Origin of the sequence: Peribacillus frigoritolerans (assembly GCF_030676415.1) — a bacterium.
Classification (GTDB): Bacteria; Bacillota; Bacilli; order Bacillales; family DSM-1321; genus Peribacillus; species Peribacillus frigoritolerans_A.
Window position 1 is genome coordinate 1 of record NZ_JAUUTW010000027.1, and the last position, 15,569, is coordinate 15,569.

Annotated in this window: 15 protein-coding genes; 3 read left to right on the forward strand and 12 right to left on the reverse strand. The window is 39.1% G+C overall.

Features of this window, described 5'->3' with window-relative positions:
- Positions 1-164, forward strand: a 164-nt coding sequence (locus tag Q8G36_RS21165) for a transposase (RefSeq protein WP_305161774.1), incomplete at its 5' end; no start/stop codon positions are given.
- Positions 165-434: 270 nt separating this feature from the next.
- Here the strand turns inward: Q8G36_RS21165 and Q8G36_RS21170 are convergent.
- Positions 435-1,355, reverse strand: a complete 921-nt coding sequence (locus tag Q8G36_RS21170; protein WP_305161719.1) for a patatin-like phospholipase family protein — start codon at positions 1,353-1,355, stop codon at positions 435-437.
- 1,038 nt (positions 1,356-2,393) lie between these two features.
- Between Q8G36_RS21170 and Q8G36_RS21175 the strand changes: the two genes are divergently transcribed.
- Positions 2,394-2,897 (forward strand): DinB family protein, encoded by a 504-nt coding sequence (locus Q8G36_RS21175; RefSeq protein WP_305161720.1) that lies wholly within the window; start codon positions 2,394-2,396, stop codon positions 2,895-2,897.
- A gap of 197 nt (positions 2,898-3,094) precedes the next feature.
- On the opposite strand, the gene Q8G36_RS21180 is transcribed toward Q8G36_RS21175, so the two are convergent.
- The 6 genes from Q8G36_RS21180 to Q8G36_RS21205 all read right to left on the reverse strand — a co-directional run bounded on the left by Q8G36_RS21180 (position 3,095) and on the right by Q8G36_RS21205 (position 9,332).
- Positions 3,095-5,509 carry a heavy metal translocating P-type ATPase gene (locus Q8G36_RS21180; protein WP_305161721.1) on the reverse strand — a complete coding sequence of 805 codons (2,415 nt, stop codon included), beginning with the start codon at positions 5,507-5,509 and terminating at the stop codon, positions 3,095-3,097.
- A gap of 77 nt (positions 5,510-5,586) precedes the next feature.
- A complete protein-coding gene (copZ, locus tag Q8G36_RS21185) occupies positions 5,587-5,793 on the reverse strand; it encodes a copper chaperone CopZ (protein WP_305161722.1) in 207 nt (68 codons plus the stop codon).
- 16 nt (positions 5,794-5,809) lie between these two features.
- Positions 5,810-6,148, reverse strand: coding sequence for a metal-sensitive transcriptional regulator (locus tag Q8G36_RS21190; RefSeq protein ID WP_305161775.1), 339 nt, complete (start codon positions 6,146-6,148; stop codon positions 5,810-5,812).
- Between the two features lie 516 nt (positions 6,149-6,664).
- Positions 6,665-6,967, reverse strand: coding sequence for a hypothetical protein (locus Q8G36_RS21195; protein ID WP_305161723.1), 303 nt, complete (start codon positions 6,965-6,967; stop codon positions 6,665-6,667).
- A 222-nt stretch (positions 6,968-7,189) separates the two neighbouring features.
- Positions 7,190-8,440 carry an ABC transporter permease gene (locus tag Q8G36_RS21200; RefSeq protein ID WP_305161724.1) on the reverse strand — a complete coding sequence of 417 codons (1,251 nt, stop codon included), beginning with the start codon at positions 8,438-8,440 and terminating at the stop codon, positions 7,190-7,192.
- Positions 8,433-9,332 carry an ABC transporter ATP-binding protein gene (locus Q8G36_RS21205; protein WP_305161725.1) on the reverse strand — a complete coding sequence of 300 codons (900 nt, stop codon included), beginning with the start codon at positions 9,330-9,332 and terminating at the stop codon, positions 8,433-8,435. Before Q8G36_RS21205 ends, Q8G36_RS21200 begins: the two co-directional genes overlap by 8 nt.
- 445 nt (positions 9,333-9,777) lie before the next feature.
- On the opposite strand from Q8G36_RS21205, the gene Q8G36_RS21210 reads away from it, so the two are divergent.
- On the forward strand, positions 9,778-10,539 hold the full coding sequence (locus Q8G36_RS21210; RefSeq protein ID WP_305161726.1) for a GTP cyclohydrolase II: 762 nt from the start codon (positions 9,778-9,780) through the stop codon (positions 10,537-10,539).
- A 406-nt stretch (positions 10,540-10,945) separates the two neighbouring features.
- Here Q8G36_RS21210 and Q8G36_RS21215 read toward each other — a convergent pair whose 3' ends face one another.
- From Q8G36_RS21215 to Q8G36_RS21235, 5 genes are all read right to left on the reverse strand, one after another.
- Positions 10,946-11,104 (reverse strand): hypothetical protein, encoded by a 159-nt coding sequence (locus Q8G36_RS21215; protein WP_305275206.1) that lies wholly within the window; start codon positions 11,102-11,104, stop codon positions 10,946-10,948.
- A gap of 282 nt (positions 11,105-11,386) precedes the next feature.
- Positions 11,387-11,614 carry a hypothetical protein gene (locus tag Q8G36_RS21220; RefSeq protein WP_101221766.1) on the reverse strand — a complete coding sequence of 76 codons (228 nt, stop codon included), beginning with the start codon at positions 11,612-11,614 and terminating at the stop codon, positions 11,387-11,389.
- Between the two features lie 986 nt (positions 11,615-12,600).
- Complete coding sequence (locus tag Q8G36_RS21225) at positions 12,601-13,605, reverse strand: bifunctional metallophosphatase/5'-nucleotidase (protein WP_305161776.1); 1,005 nt, start codon at positions 13,603-13,605, stop codon at positions 12,601-12,603.
- Between the two features lie 56 nt (positions 13,606-13,661).
- Positions 13,662-13,889: a twin-arginine translocase TatA/TatE family subunit gene (gene tatA / locus Q8G36_RS21230; protein WP_305161727.1), complete on the reverse strand. Its 228-nt coding sequence runs from the start codon at positions 13,887-13,889 to the stop codon at positions 13,662-13,664.
- 58 nt (positions 13,890-13,947) lie between these two features.
- On the reverse strand, positions 13,948-15,390 hold the full coding sequence (locus Q8G36_RS21235; protein WP_305161728.1) for an alkaline phosphatase PhoX: 1,443 nt from the start codon (positions 15,388-15,390) through the stop codon (positions 13,948-13,950).
- Positions 15,391-15,569 lie beyond the last annotated feature (179 nt).

The following is a 15,569-nucleotide window of genomic DNA, read 5'->3' on the forward strand; positions in this document are numbered from 1 at the left end:
AAACGATTGAGCGTGTATTCGCAGATGCAAAAGAAAAGCATGGTATGCGTTGGACTACTTTAAGGGGACTTAAAAAATTGTCGATGCAGGCGATGCTTACTTTCGCTGCCATTAATTTAAAGAAGATAGCCAATTGGACATGGCGAGGTCCAAAAATGGCCTAACATAGTGGCTCGAAGAGCCCAAATCTCTTAACCTTTGGTCAAAATTTAAAAGGGAATTTCAAAATGGGTTCGGAATTTTGTCTACAAACTGAATTAATATATTATATTAATATTTTATGATTTCGCAATTCCGCTTATTGCTTTTAAAAGCCCAAGACAATTATTCCTCATATTAAACGATTTATTCGTTCGATCAATAAGAAAAAGAGCCGTTATAGCAGCTCCTTGTCCCCCTCCTTCACCCTTTTAAACGATAGCGTAATATTTCTTCTACTTATTTTTTACTCTTTGCATGCGTTTAACCTTATATTGTTCAAAATCCCAATTCGACAAAAATTCTTTTGCAGAAGTATAGCCTGATCTATAGAGAAAGTAGATTTCATCCTCATTCAGTTCAAAATCCGTTGCGTTGATGCCGCCAGTAGGAATTTGAATCGTGCGTTCAATCGTTTCTTCATTCATATGTCGTAAATCATGGGCTTGAAGCATCGTTTTGAATATATTTTTGAAAAGGTGGATTGGCGTTGGTATAACCGCATCTATGTTAACTTCATCTTTCACAAAATGGAATCCGAATGTTGGAAAACGAGGATTTTCTGTATCAAATAGCCATATTGGGAAGTTACTAAGTAAACCACCATCTAAAATGTAGGATTTTTTCCGGTCTTTTGATTTCCAAATAACCGGTCGGAAGAAAAATGGTAAGGAGGCACTCATCATTACTGCAGTTGAAACTTTTAAATCAGCAGGAGACATCCCATAGCGGTCCAAATCATCTGGTAAAATAAGCATCTGGCCATTCGAAACATCAGAAGCAATTATCTTCAACTTACCATCTGGAAGATCCGCGAATGTCTTAATCCCTTTTGCTGAAAGAAGAGAATCCACCCATGTCTCCAAATAATCGTTTTTGTAAATCCCAAGATGAACCATAAGTTCCAAAAAGAAGCCCAAAATGGGAATTCGATTCAGAATTGTCCTGCCTCGAATCTTTGAGTAATTGATTTCAATAAACCGTTCTCTAATTTCATGGCTTTTATAGCCACTAGCCAAAAGAGCAGCTATTACTGCTCCTGCTGATGTCCCAGCAAGTCTTTCCCATTCGACGTTTTCCTCTTCCATTGCTTGAATCGCTCCAATAAACGCAATTCCCCTGACCCCCCCACCTTCAAAAACGGCATCTGCTTTCATTTTTTTCCACCTCTCGATAAGAGTTATTATTATTATTAACAACATTTTAAAATAAAGCGAATTTTCACACTCTTGTATACCAAAAATCACCCCCGTCAGTTGAAGAATAAAACCGCTTGCCATCCATGATTGGAATGAATGACGGTTCTATGTTCCTAACAAATAAATTCGCTAACAGTATCAAGAATCTCATGAGTTTAATAGGTTGTGTTTTTTTAATCTGTAACATAATTTCTGTAATGTCATGTTCTATTAACCGCACTTCTAATCTCTGTATATGCTTTCCATCCCTGATTGACAATTGGTCGCATATCTATCCATTTTTCCTTTTTTATTTTTTATCACCTTTATTATTACTTCATGTCTGTGGATTCCCTACATGAGAAACTCTTAATCATTTACTCTAGCTCTACTGCAATATTATTAAAAGGGGATAGACCCCCTTAACAGTGGTAAACGCATCTTTGATGGGACTCAAACGTAATAACAGTAAGAGGATAGAATCTATTATCATGGTATGTATAAAACGAGGCATTTGCATGGACAAATTATCAGATACTTTCCAAAAAACTTTATCGAATCAAAATAATGTTTATATTGTTGAACTAATGCCTCAAAATGGGTTAAGGCCATTTATGTAAACTAACAGAATTTAATTATTTTATCTTTTTCCGTGTCTACCCCACTTCTTCTTTTATTTAGGCTCTACTAAACTTAATGTTATTGCTTGTCTTAATAAACTAAAGACTGGATTCATTAATGAAGGCAAGCCAGTAAAAAAGAAGTATTAATAACAAAGGTTCTATTCGTTTGTTTCCGTTAATCGCCACGTGTGTAAGTCTTTGTAACAACTCTTATCCAGGACTTATTAGTACTTTTAACAATTGTGTACGTCTTTATAAATCGAAGGTTACTGGATTAGTAACTGAACATAAAATCCTAAACAAAGAAAAGTATTTGGAATAGGAATCAGCTTTGGATAAAGGTATTCTTTAAATGATGTCGAAAAGGATATGTAACAATTGAAGGAGTGAAAAAATGGAAAAGAACCGTGCCAAGAAAATGTATGATTATCACGTTTGGGCTAATCAGCAAGTTTTCCAAAACTTAAAACAATTACCGGACGGAGTCTATGGGGATACGATAAAAAGTGTCTTTCCATCCATCAAGGAAGTCCTTGTTCACCTTTACGCAACAGATATTACCTGGTTGGAGATAATGAAAGGAAGCACCATTCAAGATACCTTTAAGAAAGTTGAACAGCGGCGGAAAGAAGTGGACGGAGTCACAATAGACGAACTTGAATCCTGCTATGAGAAGCTTGCAAATGATTATGAAAATTTTCTTACCTCACAGCCTGATCTTGAACGGACCATTGTAACTGAACATCCCAAAATGGGAGTTTGTGAGTTTGTACTTGCCGACCTAATCCATCATGTAGTAAATCATGGGACCTATCATCGCGGTAATGTGTCAGCGATGCTCCATCAACAAGGCGAACGTGGCGCACCAACAGATTATGTTTTTTACTGCTTAAAATAAGCTCGGCATGGCAAGTTCGAAGAAGCATCAATTAGAGGTCGCTATAACATACTAAAGCACCGCTCATTCCAGTTGAAAGCCGATGATCCTCTTGTCAAGGAATCATCGGCTTTCATTTTTTTGGAGGGAAAATCCAAACGTTCGTGCATGGTTATATTCAGACAGTATCAAAACCTTCATTATAAGTTACATGATCTTTAGAGCTTTACCCGTTGAAGGCGAAGTGCATTTAATACGACAGATACAGAGCTGAAGGCCATGGCAGCACCCGCTAACCACGGTGCAAGCAGCCCGATTGCCGCAATTGGTATTCCGATTACATTATAGGCAAAAGCCCAGAATAAGTTTTGTTTGATATTTTTCATCGTTTTCCTGCTCATGAGGATTGCATCTGCAATACTGTTCAAATCCCCCCGGATCAAAGTGATATCGGCGGCTTCCATGGCTACGTCCGTCCCGGTTCCTATCGCCATTCCTATATCGGCTAGTGCCAGCGCGGGAGCATCATTTATTCCATCTCCGACCATTGCCACTCTTTTTCCGGCGGCCTGCAGTTTTTTCACTTCTTCCGCTTTCCCTTCAGGAAGGACTTCTGCAATCACATGGTCAATGGCGACTTGTTCGCCGATGGCATTTGCTGTTCTTTGGTTATCCCCGGTTATCATGATAACCTGGATATCCATTGCTTTTAACCTTTTAATCGCCGTAAGCGAGGTATCTTTTATCGTATCCGCAACGGCAATGAGTCCTGCATATTCCCCTTCAATGCTAGCGAGCATTGCGGTCTTCCCTTGCACTTCAAATTCTTCCATCGCTGTTAGCGCCTTAGTAATATCCACGTTATTTTGCTTCATCAATTTACGCGTTCCGACTAATAATACTTTTTGATTCACTACAGCTCTCACCCCATAACCAGGAATCGCTTCAAATTCATCAACCACAGCAAGTGATATCTGTCTTGTTTGAATTCCTTGAACGATTGATTGCGCAAGAGGGTGTTCAGATTGTGTTTCAGCTGCACCGATTAGAGATAAAAACTGTTCTTCCTCCATACCATTCTCGATGAGGACATCGGTCAACACAGGGGTACCATTCGTTACTGTTCCCGTTTTATCCAAAATGACCGTATTTATATGGTGAGTGGTTTCCAAGTGTTCCCCGCCTTTAAATAAAATACCGAATTCGGCGGCCCGACCAGATCCTGCCATGATGGATGTAGGAGTGGCTAGACCTAAAGCACACGGACAGGCTATGACAAGCACTGCAATCATCGCTTCAAAAGCCGGTGTGAACTCTCCAGGGTTTACCCATATCATCCAAACCAGAAAAGTTAAAAGAGCGATCCCGACAACAATGGGAACGAAGACACCGGAAATTTGGTCAGCAAGACGCTGAATCGGAGCTTTGGATCCTTGAGCATCTTCGACCACTTTGATGATTTGAGAAAGAGCTGTATCCCTCCCTATCTTTGTCGCTTTCATTTTGAGAAAACCATTCTTATTCAATGTTGAACCGATCACAGTATCCCCGTTTGTTTTATCCACCGGAATGCTCTCACCCGTTAACATAGATTCATCGACGGCAGAATTCCCTTCGACTACTTCTCCATCGACAGGGATCTTTTCACCCGGCTTCACCAAAATCGTATCTCCCACGATGACTTCCTCAAGTGGTATTTCCCGTTCTTCCCCATTCCTTAAAACCAATGCCGTTTTGGCCTGAAGCACCATCAATTTTTTGATGGCCTCGGAAGAACGTCCTTTTGCTTTTGCTTCAAAAAGCTTCCCTAAAAGAATGAGGGTGATAAGAATCGAACTAGTTTCGAAATAAAGTTGTGCCGTATTGTGGTGGGATCCCATCGAGATGATCGCCTGATAAACACTATAAAAATAGGCAGCGGATGTTCCCATTGCTACTAATACATCCATATTTGCACTTTTATTTTTCAAGGCTTTATAAGCCCCAACATAAAACTGCTTCCCAATCAGAAATTGCACGGGGGTGGCGAATGCCATTTGCACCCAAGGATTCATGAGGAAATCAGGCATATAGATGAACGAAGTAAAACTAAAATGGCTTACCATTGCCCATAACAATGGAAAAGATAATATGACCGAAAAGATGAATGTATTCTTTTGTTTTTGAATTTCCTTCTGACGGAAATCCACGGATTCCGTATTATCTTCCTTGATGATCGCCCCATACCCCATCTTCTCCACCCGTTGAATGATATCAACTGGCGAGGCTTCGGAAGGATCATATTCGACGGTCACATTTTCGAGCGCAAGATTCACATTGGCCCTGCTTACTCCATCCAACTTATTTAACCCTTTCTCGATTCGGTTAGCACATGCGGCACAGGTCATACCCGTAATCGAAAATTCCTTTTTCTCTTTTACTACATCATAACCAAGATCTTGAATTTTCTTTTCAAAGTCCTTGTTGCTTAATTTTTCCGAATCATATTTGATGACGGATTTCTCAAGAGCCAAATTAACGGTGGCTTCCTCAACGCCTTCCATTCTGTTTAACCCTTTTTCAATTCGGTTAGCACAGGCAGCGCAAGTCATGCCTGTAATCTGCATAGTTGATTCTTTTATTTGGCTGCTCATATCATCCTCGCCTCCATATACCGCTATGGGGTATATTTTTTTTGTGAAAAGGAAGTGCTTATCAGCACTCTCATGACTTACTCTACATCGTAGCCTTGATCATCGATTGTTTCTTTTATTTTCTCAAGTGATACTTTTTCCTTGTCAAATGCTACATCTACTTTTCCTGCATCCAAATGCACTTTTACACTTTCAACACCTGCAAGTTTTCCTACATTCCCTTCAACTGCATTCACACAATGACCACAAGACATTCCACTTACGTTCAATGATACATTTTCCATTTCAACCACTACTCCTTTATTTTTTCATTAATTTTTGTATCGTTACCAGCACTTCATCAATAACCTCTGTATCCCCTTCATTGAGGCGTTCAACCACACAATTCCTTAGATGCCCTTCCAATAAAATCTTGGCCACACTATTCATCGCGCTTTGTGTAGCTGCTATTTGGGTAATCACATCATCACAGTACGTATCTTTTTCAATAAGACCCTTTATACCGCGAATTTGACCTTCAATTCGATTTAACCGGGTCGTTAAATTCTTTTTAACTGCTTCTGAGTGATGACTCTTTCGGCCGTGGGAAGAAGTCGTACAGCATTTTTCTTCATTTATCGCATCTTGCCCATTCATCATTTCATCCATTGCCCATCCCTCCTCGAAATTAATATACCATACCCTCCTACCCTATGAAAAGAAAAAGATTTATGTTCATTATTTATTACTATTTGTTTTTTAACTTTTTCTATTCTTAAGCTAAGAAACCCATATTTTGTAGGTTGGACTATCCAAAACCAGATAGCCAAGAACCCCTTTGCCTTAGAATACGAGTAGTCAGTATGTTTTATTAAACCCCAAGAACAAAAAAACACTGAGGATACTCATGTATCCTCAGCCAGACTGTAGACAAATTCGAAGAAAAGCCAGTTTGCCTACAGTTTTTTTCTAAAAAAAAACATTCCAGTCGTTTGGAACGGAAGGTACGAGACTCCCAGACCGCCCGCGGAAAGCGAGTTCCTGTAGAGGAAATCAAAAATCCTGGTTCGGGGTGAGAGCATTACGAATCTCATTTTGTCGAAAAAATGGCTGACCATGCATCCTCAGCGTTTTTATTTTCATTTAATTTACTTTAAAGATTCCAAAATGTGATACTTACTGTTCTTTTGAAATATTATTATTCTTTTTCTTTTTCACTAAAAGAATGATGGCAATGATAAAGGCTACAACGCTATAAATCCAGGTAAACATAAAGGCAAGACCCAGTCCGATGTTAGCATCCATATAATCGCTGTTAACATGGTCAATGGCTAAATATAGAAGCGGAGCACCTCCAATGATGAATAGAATGACAAAGAGAACATTCTTTTTCGGATTCCTGGTTGATAAAATAATAATGATAAAGGATAGCAAGAGAAACGCTTCTGAAGCTATCGTCAACGTTACGAGATTACTCATAATATTTCACTCCTATTCGTGGTTGCATAAATGGAATATATTTTATGTTCCCTTATATCTATGTTACTTTTCGTTACTTTTTCATAAATCTCATAACATTTTTTATTTATTAACTTTGTTTTACTGATTATAAGTTACATATGCTTACACCGGTTAATAATAATGTTATTATCATAAAAAACCTGAATACCTCCAACAGGAATGAAGGATTCAGGTTTCATGTTAATTTTTCTTTGATAATTGCAAGGCATTCTTGATGCTTTTCAATGATTTTGAGCTTCCATACATCAAGACTCCACCCCGATAGATTTTTGCTCCGATTATTCCTAGTATAACAATGGTTAAGATTAACACAGCAATGCTGATGGCGATTTCCCAGAATGGAACTTCAAGCATCCCTACACGCAAGAACATGATCATAGGCGTGAAAAATGGAATGAATGATGTAATCGTAATATAACTCGCTGACGGATTCCCCAGTCCAAACATCGCAATCATGAAGGCAATGACAACTAACATGGTCATCGGTGAAATCATTTGCTGGACATCTTCAATTTTGCTGACAACGGACCCAAGGCATGCCGCAAGAGTCGCGTAAAGAAAATACCCAAGCAAAGCGAAGATGATTGCATAAATGATCGTTGAGATATCGGTGCTGCCGAAACCAAAAAACGAGAAGAATCCTTCATCCATTCCTGTCAAGTTTTGTTTAATCGAGAAATAGCCCACTCCAAAAAATAAAATCATTTGCGTAAGACTAAGCAAAGCAACTCCCATTATTTTGGCAAACATCTGTGTGACGGGCGGGACACTCGAAATCAGGATTTCCATGACCCGTGAAGTTTTTTCAGTAGCCACTTCCATGGCAATCATCGTTGCATACATCAACACACCGAAGTAAATGACGAATAAGAGCACATAAACGAGACCGCGTGCTTGATTGAGGTCCTCTTCCGTTTTTGCATTTTTCTCAAGCGCAATCGTATCAAATGCTGGCGGCGTATTCAATTGAGCGATTTGCTGCTCTGTCAAATTCAATTCCTTCGCAGTTATTTGACCCTTCAATTGGGTAAGCGCTAATAGCAAATCATTACTTACTGCAGAATCTGAAATTTGATTCGCTTTATACGTTCCCTTGAAGCCGAGGGTTTTATTCTTTTCGATTAACAAATACCCAACGATGTCTTCTGCGCTGACCATATCCTCCGCTTCCTTTTCATCATGGGCGGAAATTATCGATAGGTCATCGTTCACTCCTGCTACCGTTTTTTTATAAGAATCAAATAAACTACCTTCAGTCTGATCGATTACGGCAACCTTTTCCTGATCATCACTGTCGAATTTATCAATGAGATTCGAAATATTCGTAAGGACGAGAATCAGTGCCATCATTATGATTGTAGAAATGATAAAGGATTTCGTCTTTAATTTTGATAGATATGTATGGGAAAGGACAATCCAAAATTTATTCATAGACGGCACCTACTTTTTCAATGAAAATATCCGTCAGCGATGGTTCTTCCAATTCAAATTTCCTAACAAAACCTCTTGGAACAAGATCACGAATCATGTTCTCAGCCACATCTTCACCAGTGACTTGAAGAACTTTCCCTTCCATCGTGTTTTTAACTTTTGTTACACCTGAATAATTATCCAAGAAAGATAAGTCAAAATCAGCTTTAATTGACACATTCTTTTTACCAAAAGAACGCTTGATTTCTTTTAATTTTCCAGCCACAACAGGGGAACCTTTATGCATGATGCAAAGATGCTCACACATCTCCTCAACATGCTCCATGCGATGACTCGAGAAAACGATCGTCGTGCCGCTATCCCTTAAGTCGATGACCGCTTTCTTCAGTATTTCCACATTCACCGGATCCAGTCCGCTGAAGGGTTCATCAAGGATAAGTAAATCAGGTTTATGGATCATGGAGGCGATCAGCTGGATTTTTTGCTGATTTCCCTTTGAAAGCTCTTCAACTCGCTTATCGATATACTCGGGTACCATAAAGCGGTCTAGCCAATACTCCAACTCTTTCAAAGCATCCCGTTTGTTCATCCCTCTTAATCTAGCCAAATACACAATTTGATCGCGTACCTTCAATTTTGGATATAGTCCGCGTTCCTCAGGAAGATAACCAATCAATGAGCTGGTCGAATAATCGATTTTCTTACCATCCCAGATCACTTCCCCTTCAGTGGGGTCAAGCAGGCCGAGTATCATCCGGAACGTGGTTGTTTTCCCCGCTCCGTTCCCACCTAAAAAACCGAACATTTCTTTCTCGGGAATAGTTAAATCAAGTTGGTTGACAGCTGTGAATTCCCCGAATTTTTTCGTAACTTCTTTGATTTGTAAAGCCAATGCACAACCTCCTATTATATGATTCTTATTATATGTTAACGGAAAGGTTTTCCAATTTCAACTATCACCCAAGGACACCAAGGACCAGATAACTCCTTTTCCCCTTCGATTATATGCAAATTTCCAGAAAAGATTTCACTACCTAGCCCTTGAAGAGAATTTAAATGTAAAATAATGGGCACAAACTGCAATTCTGCGTTATTGACGTTGTTGTAAGGGTTATTGTTAATTTTCACAGTATATGGATATGGATTTTCCACCACCAAAAGGGGGTCTTTTACCATTGTCTTTTTTTGGTGAAATTGGAAGTTTTTATTCTATTTATAAAAAGATTCACAAAAGAGTAGTTGGGTACAATATGAACAGAACTATAAAGTATAAATGGTCCAAAATAATATTTTGCCAAACAGTGAACTAAATATTTTGAAGCATCAGGAGGAAGTAAATGATTAATGAAAAAGTGGCTTTGATATTAGAAGATAAAATTAACGTTATTAAAAGTGATGAAACATCCATTTATTTAGTCGGACCCATTAAATTACCCGTTAACTTAGAGGGCGAAACAATTATATTCCAATGGTATTGCTGGTTACGTTGTGAGAATATGGCAGGTCATTTTTGTGGTGACGGCACTTATAATATAGAAAAGATCATTGAAACTTTAGCCTCATCCAACTTAGCGGAAATGCAGCAATCAAGTGTGTTACTGTATGGAGATTTTCAAAGCTCCTCCGATGCCCTTATCCGGATGCATAGTATTTGTCATACTGGGGATATATTTGGCAGCAAACGCTGTGATTGTGGCTTTCAATTAAAGCATGCTATGAAAATGATTGCGACTCAAGGATCCGGTGCTTTATTTTATTTAGCGAATCACGAAGGAAGAGGCATCGGATTATTTAGTAAAGCCATGGCTTATGTTCTGCAAGAAAAAGGATTGGATACGGTGGAAGCGAATTTAGAGCTTGGATTTGTGGATGATGCACGTAACTATGATGACGCCATTCGAGTGTTAAAAAACCTGCGCTCTAATCCAGTGACCCTTATCACCAACAATCCGAGAAAATTAGAAGCCCTTCAAAAGTCAGGTGCCAATGTTACAGGCAGAGTTCCGTTATGGGGAGATATTTCCGAGTTTAATGAAAAGTATTTAGAAACTAAAGTCGTACGTTCCGGTCATTTAAAAGATAGTAAAAATGAAGACTGATTTGTTTTATATGAAATGGTTTATAGCCTTGGATATGTTTATGCGAATGTTTCCTAAATTGTTGGAATAATTGGGGGAACTACAAGAATCGTTGAATGTAGTATCCTATATATGTCCTTTAATAAATCAATTATCATTGAGATCAGATGTGTTATAAAAAGATTATTTGATAAAAAGTAAGAAAAGGTTTTGATTCGACCAAACTAGTTGTTGAAAAAGGAATTTATTCCATAAAGACATATCCAATACTGAGCTTCACACAATGTCATTCAATTCAATCGCAGATTTTTGGATGCATAAAAAAAAGAGGGAATATCCCCCTCTTTTTATATCATCATATTATATGTTGTTATAAACCCTATGTCCAAATAGCTACAAATTTGATGACCTTACCTTCCTTATTTGCTTATGCTGCTCGATTCGTTTTGCAAAACACTAGCATTCTTCCCGATGAATGATCAATCAGCCTAACAATTAAGGGTGTAACCGCAACGACATAGCTATTATCTATTCCTAATGGATTACCGATAAGATACCAAACAGTTGTAACTACTGCAAAGAGCATTCCCAATACTGCTCCTCGGCCACTGCTAAAACGCGGGAAATAAATCATCCAAACAACAATGACGGCTAGAGTGGTTCTAAATGCCCTAGCAAAGGAGACCTTGCTTAGTATATCGGGAGCAGAGTTCGCAAATGGAATGGGAATCAGCCATATAACAATTGTGGCAGTCCTGGCAAATCGCAGTGATTTCTATTCATTATTTCTTTAATAAAAATTGGTTATAGAAGAGTGCTGGAGTTAAATCACCAAAAATCACTTATTGTTTTCCATCACCCTTCTCAGTTAATCTTGGATTTTTCCATTAATGACAACACACTTGCCATTTGTAGGTTGCTTTATCATCCTTCCATCCTTGATGTATACAGTGTAAGTATTATTGACTTTAGCATCTAATCTTGCTAGGTCTCCCATTCCTGCTATGATATTTTTAACCGCTTCCCGCTTCAGGTTATTCATAACTTGCTTTTTCCATTGTTCCCGTTTGTTTTTTTGTATATTTTCATCAACCATCAGGATCCCATCCTTCTTGTTTGATTTATGTCTTTTCAATAATATTGTATTATTTTTTTATCATCTTGTTACCCGTATGCTTTTCTTTATTAAGTTCTTTTATTTATAACATCACAGGTTACCGTAAAATGAAAACACATACGAGTATAAGGGATATAAATAAAATGGCTCACGCTAGGATAACAAGAAAATACATAAAAACAGGATGCAACGGAACGTTGCACCCTGCCTGAAAAAGGGGTTTGCTTCATTTCGAATCAGCATAAATTCTCTGCGATAAACACCTCATCTACATTAGAGTAAGAACTGGTATCTGACTAGAGTTTACCATCCAAAGCAACCATCCCCTATATCTTAAAAGTTTCATCAACTTTCAAAGCATAAATGACAATTATTGAATGAGTTTTCTGCTTTTACGTGCAAGAGAACCATCTCCTTGCTCGAATCGATTTTTTAATGAAGCTACCTGTAGATAAGTTAAACGTCTTTAACTAACACCTCATTTACTATATGATGTGAATCATACGTAATCAGTAGCCCCTTCTTCTTTATTTATAATGACCATTAGCGGTAAAAAAATAACTGGTTGTTTATGGATATCGAGAATTGTTTAAAATCAATTTATAGCTATATAATGAAAAACTCTTTATAACGATTTTCAGTAAACAAAAAAGGCATTTAATGGTAATTTAAGTGAAAATCTTCGCAATCTCAATGACATAAAAATGTTTTGTTCCCTAACTATTCTTTTTAGCACATTAATTAGTGGTATTAAAGCTAAACTAAACAGACAAACTCTACAACTAAGCTCAACTCTCGTCAGTTGAAATAGCGGGAAATGAGCAAAAATAAAAAGGCCGCAAGTCAGTTAGTTTTCACCGACTTTCTGGGACAGGCCCTTGCAGTCTTTACTTTATCATTAATATAGAAAGGACAAAGCGAATAACCTCGCTTTGTCCTTACCTCATAGCATTATGAAGATTTGATTATTGCGCCTTCAACTCTGCACGATAATCGTCTATAATCGCTTGTATCTCCGGATTTGCCGGAACATTTGTGACGTCGTAGAGGAATCCATCGGATTCGGCCAACGTCATTTTGCCGTCAACGACTTCAAAAGCCAAATCCAGGCGGCCCAAATAATGTTCTTGTTCTCCGCCGGCTTGAGTAATTGGCACCATCACCTCTCCGTTGAATTCGTATTCGGGAGTTTTGATGACCTTGTGTGTATCTGCGCCGATTACCGCCGAAACTCCGGGAATCTGAGCCAGCTTATGGTCTTCAGGGTTTCCGGCATGCGAAAGGACAATGTTAATGTCCGACTTTTCACTCACTTCAGGAAGCAACGCATTCAACGCTTCAACCGGTTCGATGAAATCGAGATCTGCTACATCATCCCAACCGCGAATTTCCGGTTTCATCGAAGTAAGGCCGATCATGCCGACTTTAACGCCAGTGAAGGTAAAACTCTTCCAAGGCTTAACATTCTGTATGTACTTTCCTGTTTCCCTGTCAATGACATTACCAGTAAGGATGGGGAAATTCACGTTGCGGTGGTAATCCTTTAACTGTTCATAACGGCTGTCGGGTGTGCCCTCCCCGGCAGGGTAAACGCGGAAGTCGTTATTTCCGAGAGCCATTGCATCATAGTCCAAAGCTTTCAAAAGAGATGTCTCCAACTCTCCTTGACCCGCCTGAAACTCGCCGCGCAGGAAGACATCCCCGCCATCGACGAGAAGCACATTCTCCTCTTCATTGCGCACATTTTCGATGATGGTTGCATACTTGGCAATGGAATTGTGATGAACGGTTCCATCATCCAGCGTAACGATGTCATCCAAATGGCCATGAAAGTCATTCGTCTGGAGAATGGTAAGTTCAAACTTCTCTCCCTCCTTGAGCTTTTCCTCCGCATCGGCCGTAACGGGCATAGCGACAATAGCGGCAGTCATTGCCAGCGAATAGCAGCCCGTCAAAAAAATCTTTCCCATTTTATTCACACTATTTCCTCCAATCAATGACTCTATTAAATAGTAAAAAAAGTTATTCAGTTTCCAGTCTTTTCGGATTTCTCAAGAGCTACTAGTTTATTTTTTTCTTCAGAGTCAGTTTTTTCTTCTTTGTCATGGCTGATCAAATCATTTGTTGCTTTTTTAAATTCTTTTAAAGTGTTTCCAAAGGCCCTTCCAATTTCCGGTAATTTGAAAGGGCCAAGAATGATTAACGCAATGACTAGAATCAGGATTAGGCCAGGGATGCCGATACTGGATAACAAGACGTCTCACCTTCTATACCATGATGGTTTGTTAGTACTCAAAAAATGCGATCTTTACTTATAAAATCGGCATACCATGACGCTCTAAAGCTGCTGCTTCTAAAATAGACATGCCTTGTTCTTCTGCGAATGCAGTAAGTTTATCCGAAACAACAGGGGCAAGACTTGCAGGCGGCAGAGCCTGGTTCATAGCTCGTCTACGGGTAGAGTTTCTGCGTGCAAATGGTCCCCAAATCGCAAAGGTGATACCTGGTGTTTGCATATTTACAAAGAAAGTATTTCCATCTGGAGAAAATGTAGGACCGGCAAATTCAGAACCGTTCATCATATTTTCAGCGAACGTATATATTTTTCCTTCAGGAGTCAATCCGACAATACGGTCATTACCGCCACCGTCTTCCGCGATCCAAAGATCTCCCCAAGGAGTGATTGTAATGTTATCCGGGGCTTCCAAATCATTTTTATCCGTAGACTCATAGAATAGTTCTAAGCTATTTGTCGCAGGCGTGTAGCGATAAACGCGGCCAAGGCGTGCGGAACCTGCACTTGTATCATCAAACCATAAAGTACCTTCAGAAAAATAAGCACCTTCTAAGCGGCTAAACTGAATACAGCCTTTATCCTTAGCATCTTCCTGTGCGATTTCAGGATTTAATTTTTTCCAGACAATCCCGAATTTTTGTCTAGTACTAAATTGACTTGCAGCTGCAGCTGGTAATTCATCAATCGCCGCTGCTTCAAGGATACCGCCCTTTTGCAGAGAACCCAGCTTTTGACTTCGGTCATGCGGTGTAAAACGGTACAAGAAGCTTGGACTTGCGTCTTCCGTTAAATACCAAATTCCTGTTGAAGGGTCAACATGCCCAGCTTCATGGGAGAAATACCCCATATCACGGATCGGTGTTCTTGACATTTCATTTTCAGGATCAAGCGGATTCACTTCAAATACAAAGCCATGTCCCATATCACGAGTTTCTTCCATTGTTAACCAAGTGCCCCAAGTCGTAGCTCCACCCGCACAGTTTCGGATTGTACCTGAACTTGATACATACTGATCAATGACTTTGTTATTTTGTCCAACGATTATTGTGGTTGTGCCGCCGGCAGCACCAGCGCTCCAAGGTTTTTTTCCATTTACAGGGTAATCTGAATTTGTCCCATTTTCATGGTTTCTTACAAGAATGGTTGTACCCTTCTCCCCTTTATAGGCAGCCATTCCATCGTGAGCTGAAGGGACAAGGTCACCATTAGGCATGATATCACCAGTTCGTGAAAGCATTTTGTAATGAAATCCCCTTGGCAGATCAAGAACTCCATTTAGATCCTTTACTAATGGGCCATATCCACCAAATCCGCTTGTTGGGTTGCTGGATTCCGCTGCAAATCCTTTTGTAGCTCCCGCAAGAGAAAATACCCCAGTTGAACCAAGTGTTAATGCTAAAGTACTCATTCCGCCAACTTTTAAGAAATTACGTCTGTTTAAACCGCTATTGCTATTCATCAACATTACCTCCAAAAAATCTTTTTGAGGGATGCTATATTCCTTATAGCAAACTCTATCCTTAAAATTAACAGACCTTTTTAAATGCTCTGTTAATCCCATGTGATTTTATTCCTTCGCATGAAAAATAAACCAAAAGTCACGGTTTATCGAAAAAAAGTGGAGGTTATAACCATATT

Excerpts from the sequence above, each read along its gene's own strand:
- Q8G36_RS21170 (WP_305161719.1), bottom strand. The coding sequence starts at position 1,355 with ATGAAAGCAGATGCCGTTTTTGAAGGTGGGGGGGTCAGGGGAATTGCG.
- Q8G36_RS21175 (WP_305161720.1), top strand. The coding sequence starts at position 2,394 with ATGGAAAAGAACCGTGCCAAGAAAATGTATGATTATCACGTTTGGGCT.
- Q8G36_RS21180 (WP_305161721.1), bottom strand. The coding sequence starts at position 5,509 with ATGAGCAGCCAAATAAAAGAATCAACTATGCAGATTACAGGCATGACT.
- copZ (WP_305161722.1), bottom strand. The coding sequence starts at position 5,793 with ATGGAAAATGTATCATTGAACGTAAGTGGAATGTCTTGTGGTCATTGT.
- Q8G36_RS21190 (WP_305161775.1), bottom strand. The coding sequence starts at position 6,148 with ATGATGAATGGGCAAGATGCGATAAATGAAGAAAAATGCTGTACGACT.
- Q8G36_RS21195 (WP_305161723.1), bottom strand. The coding sequence starts at position 6,967 with ATGAGTAATCTCGTAACGTTGACGATAGCTTCAGAAGCGTTTCTCTTG.
- Q8G36_RS21200 (WP_305161724.1), bottom strand. The coding sequence starts at position 8,440 with ATGAATAAATTTTGGATTGTCCTTTCCCATACATATCTATCAAAATTA.
- Q8G36_RS21210 (WP_305161726.1), top strand. The coding sequence starts at position 9,778 with ATGATTAATGAAAAAGTGGCTTTGATATTAGAAGATAAAATTAACGTT.
- Q8G36_RS21215 (WP_305275206.1), bottom strand. The coding sequence starts at position 11,104 with ATGCTCTTTGCAGTAGTTACAACTGTTTGGTATCTTATCGGTAATCCA.
- Q8G36_RS21220 (WP_101221766.1), bottom strand. The coding sequence starts at position 11,614 with ATGGTTGATGAAAATATACAAAAAAACAAACGGGAACAATGGAAAAAG.
- Q8G36_RS21225 (WP_305161776.1), bottom strand. The coding sequence starts at position 13,605 with ATGGGAAAGATTTTTTTGACGGGCTGCTATTCGCTGGCAATGACTGCC.
- Q8G36_RS21235 (WP_305161728.1), bottom strand. The coding sequence starts at position 15,390 with ATGAATAGCAATAGCGGTTTAAACAGACGTAATTTCTTAAAAGTTGGC.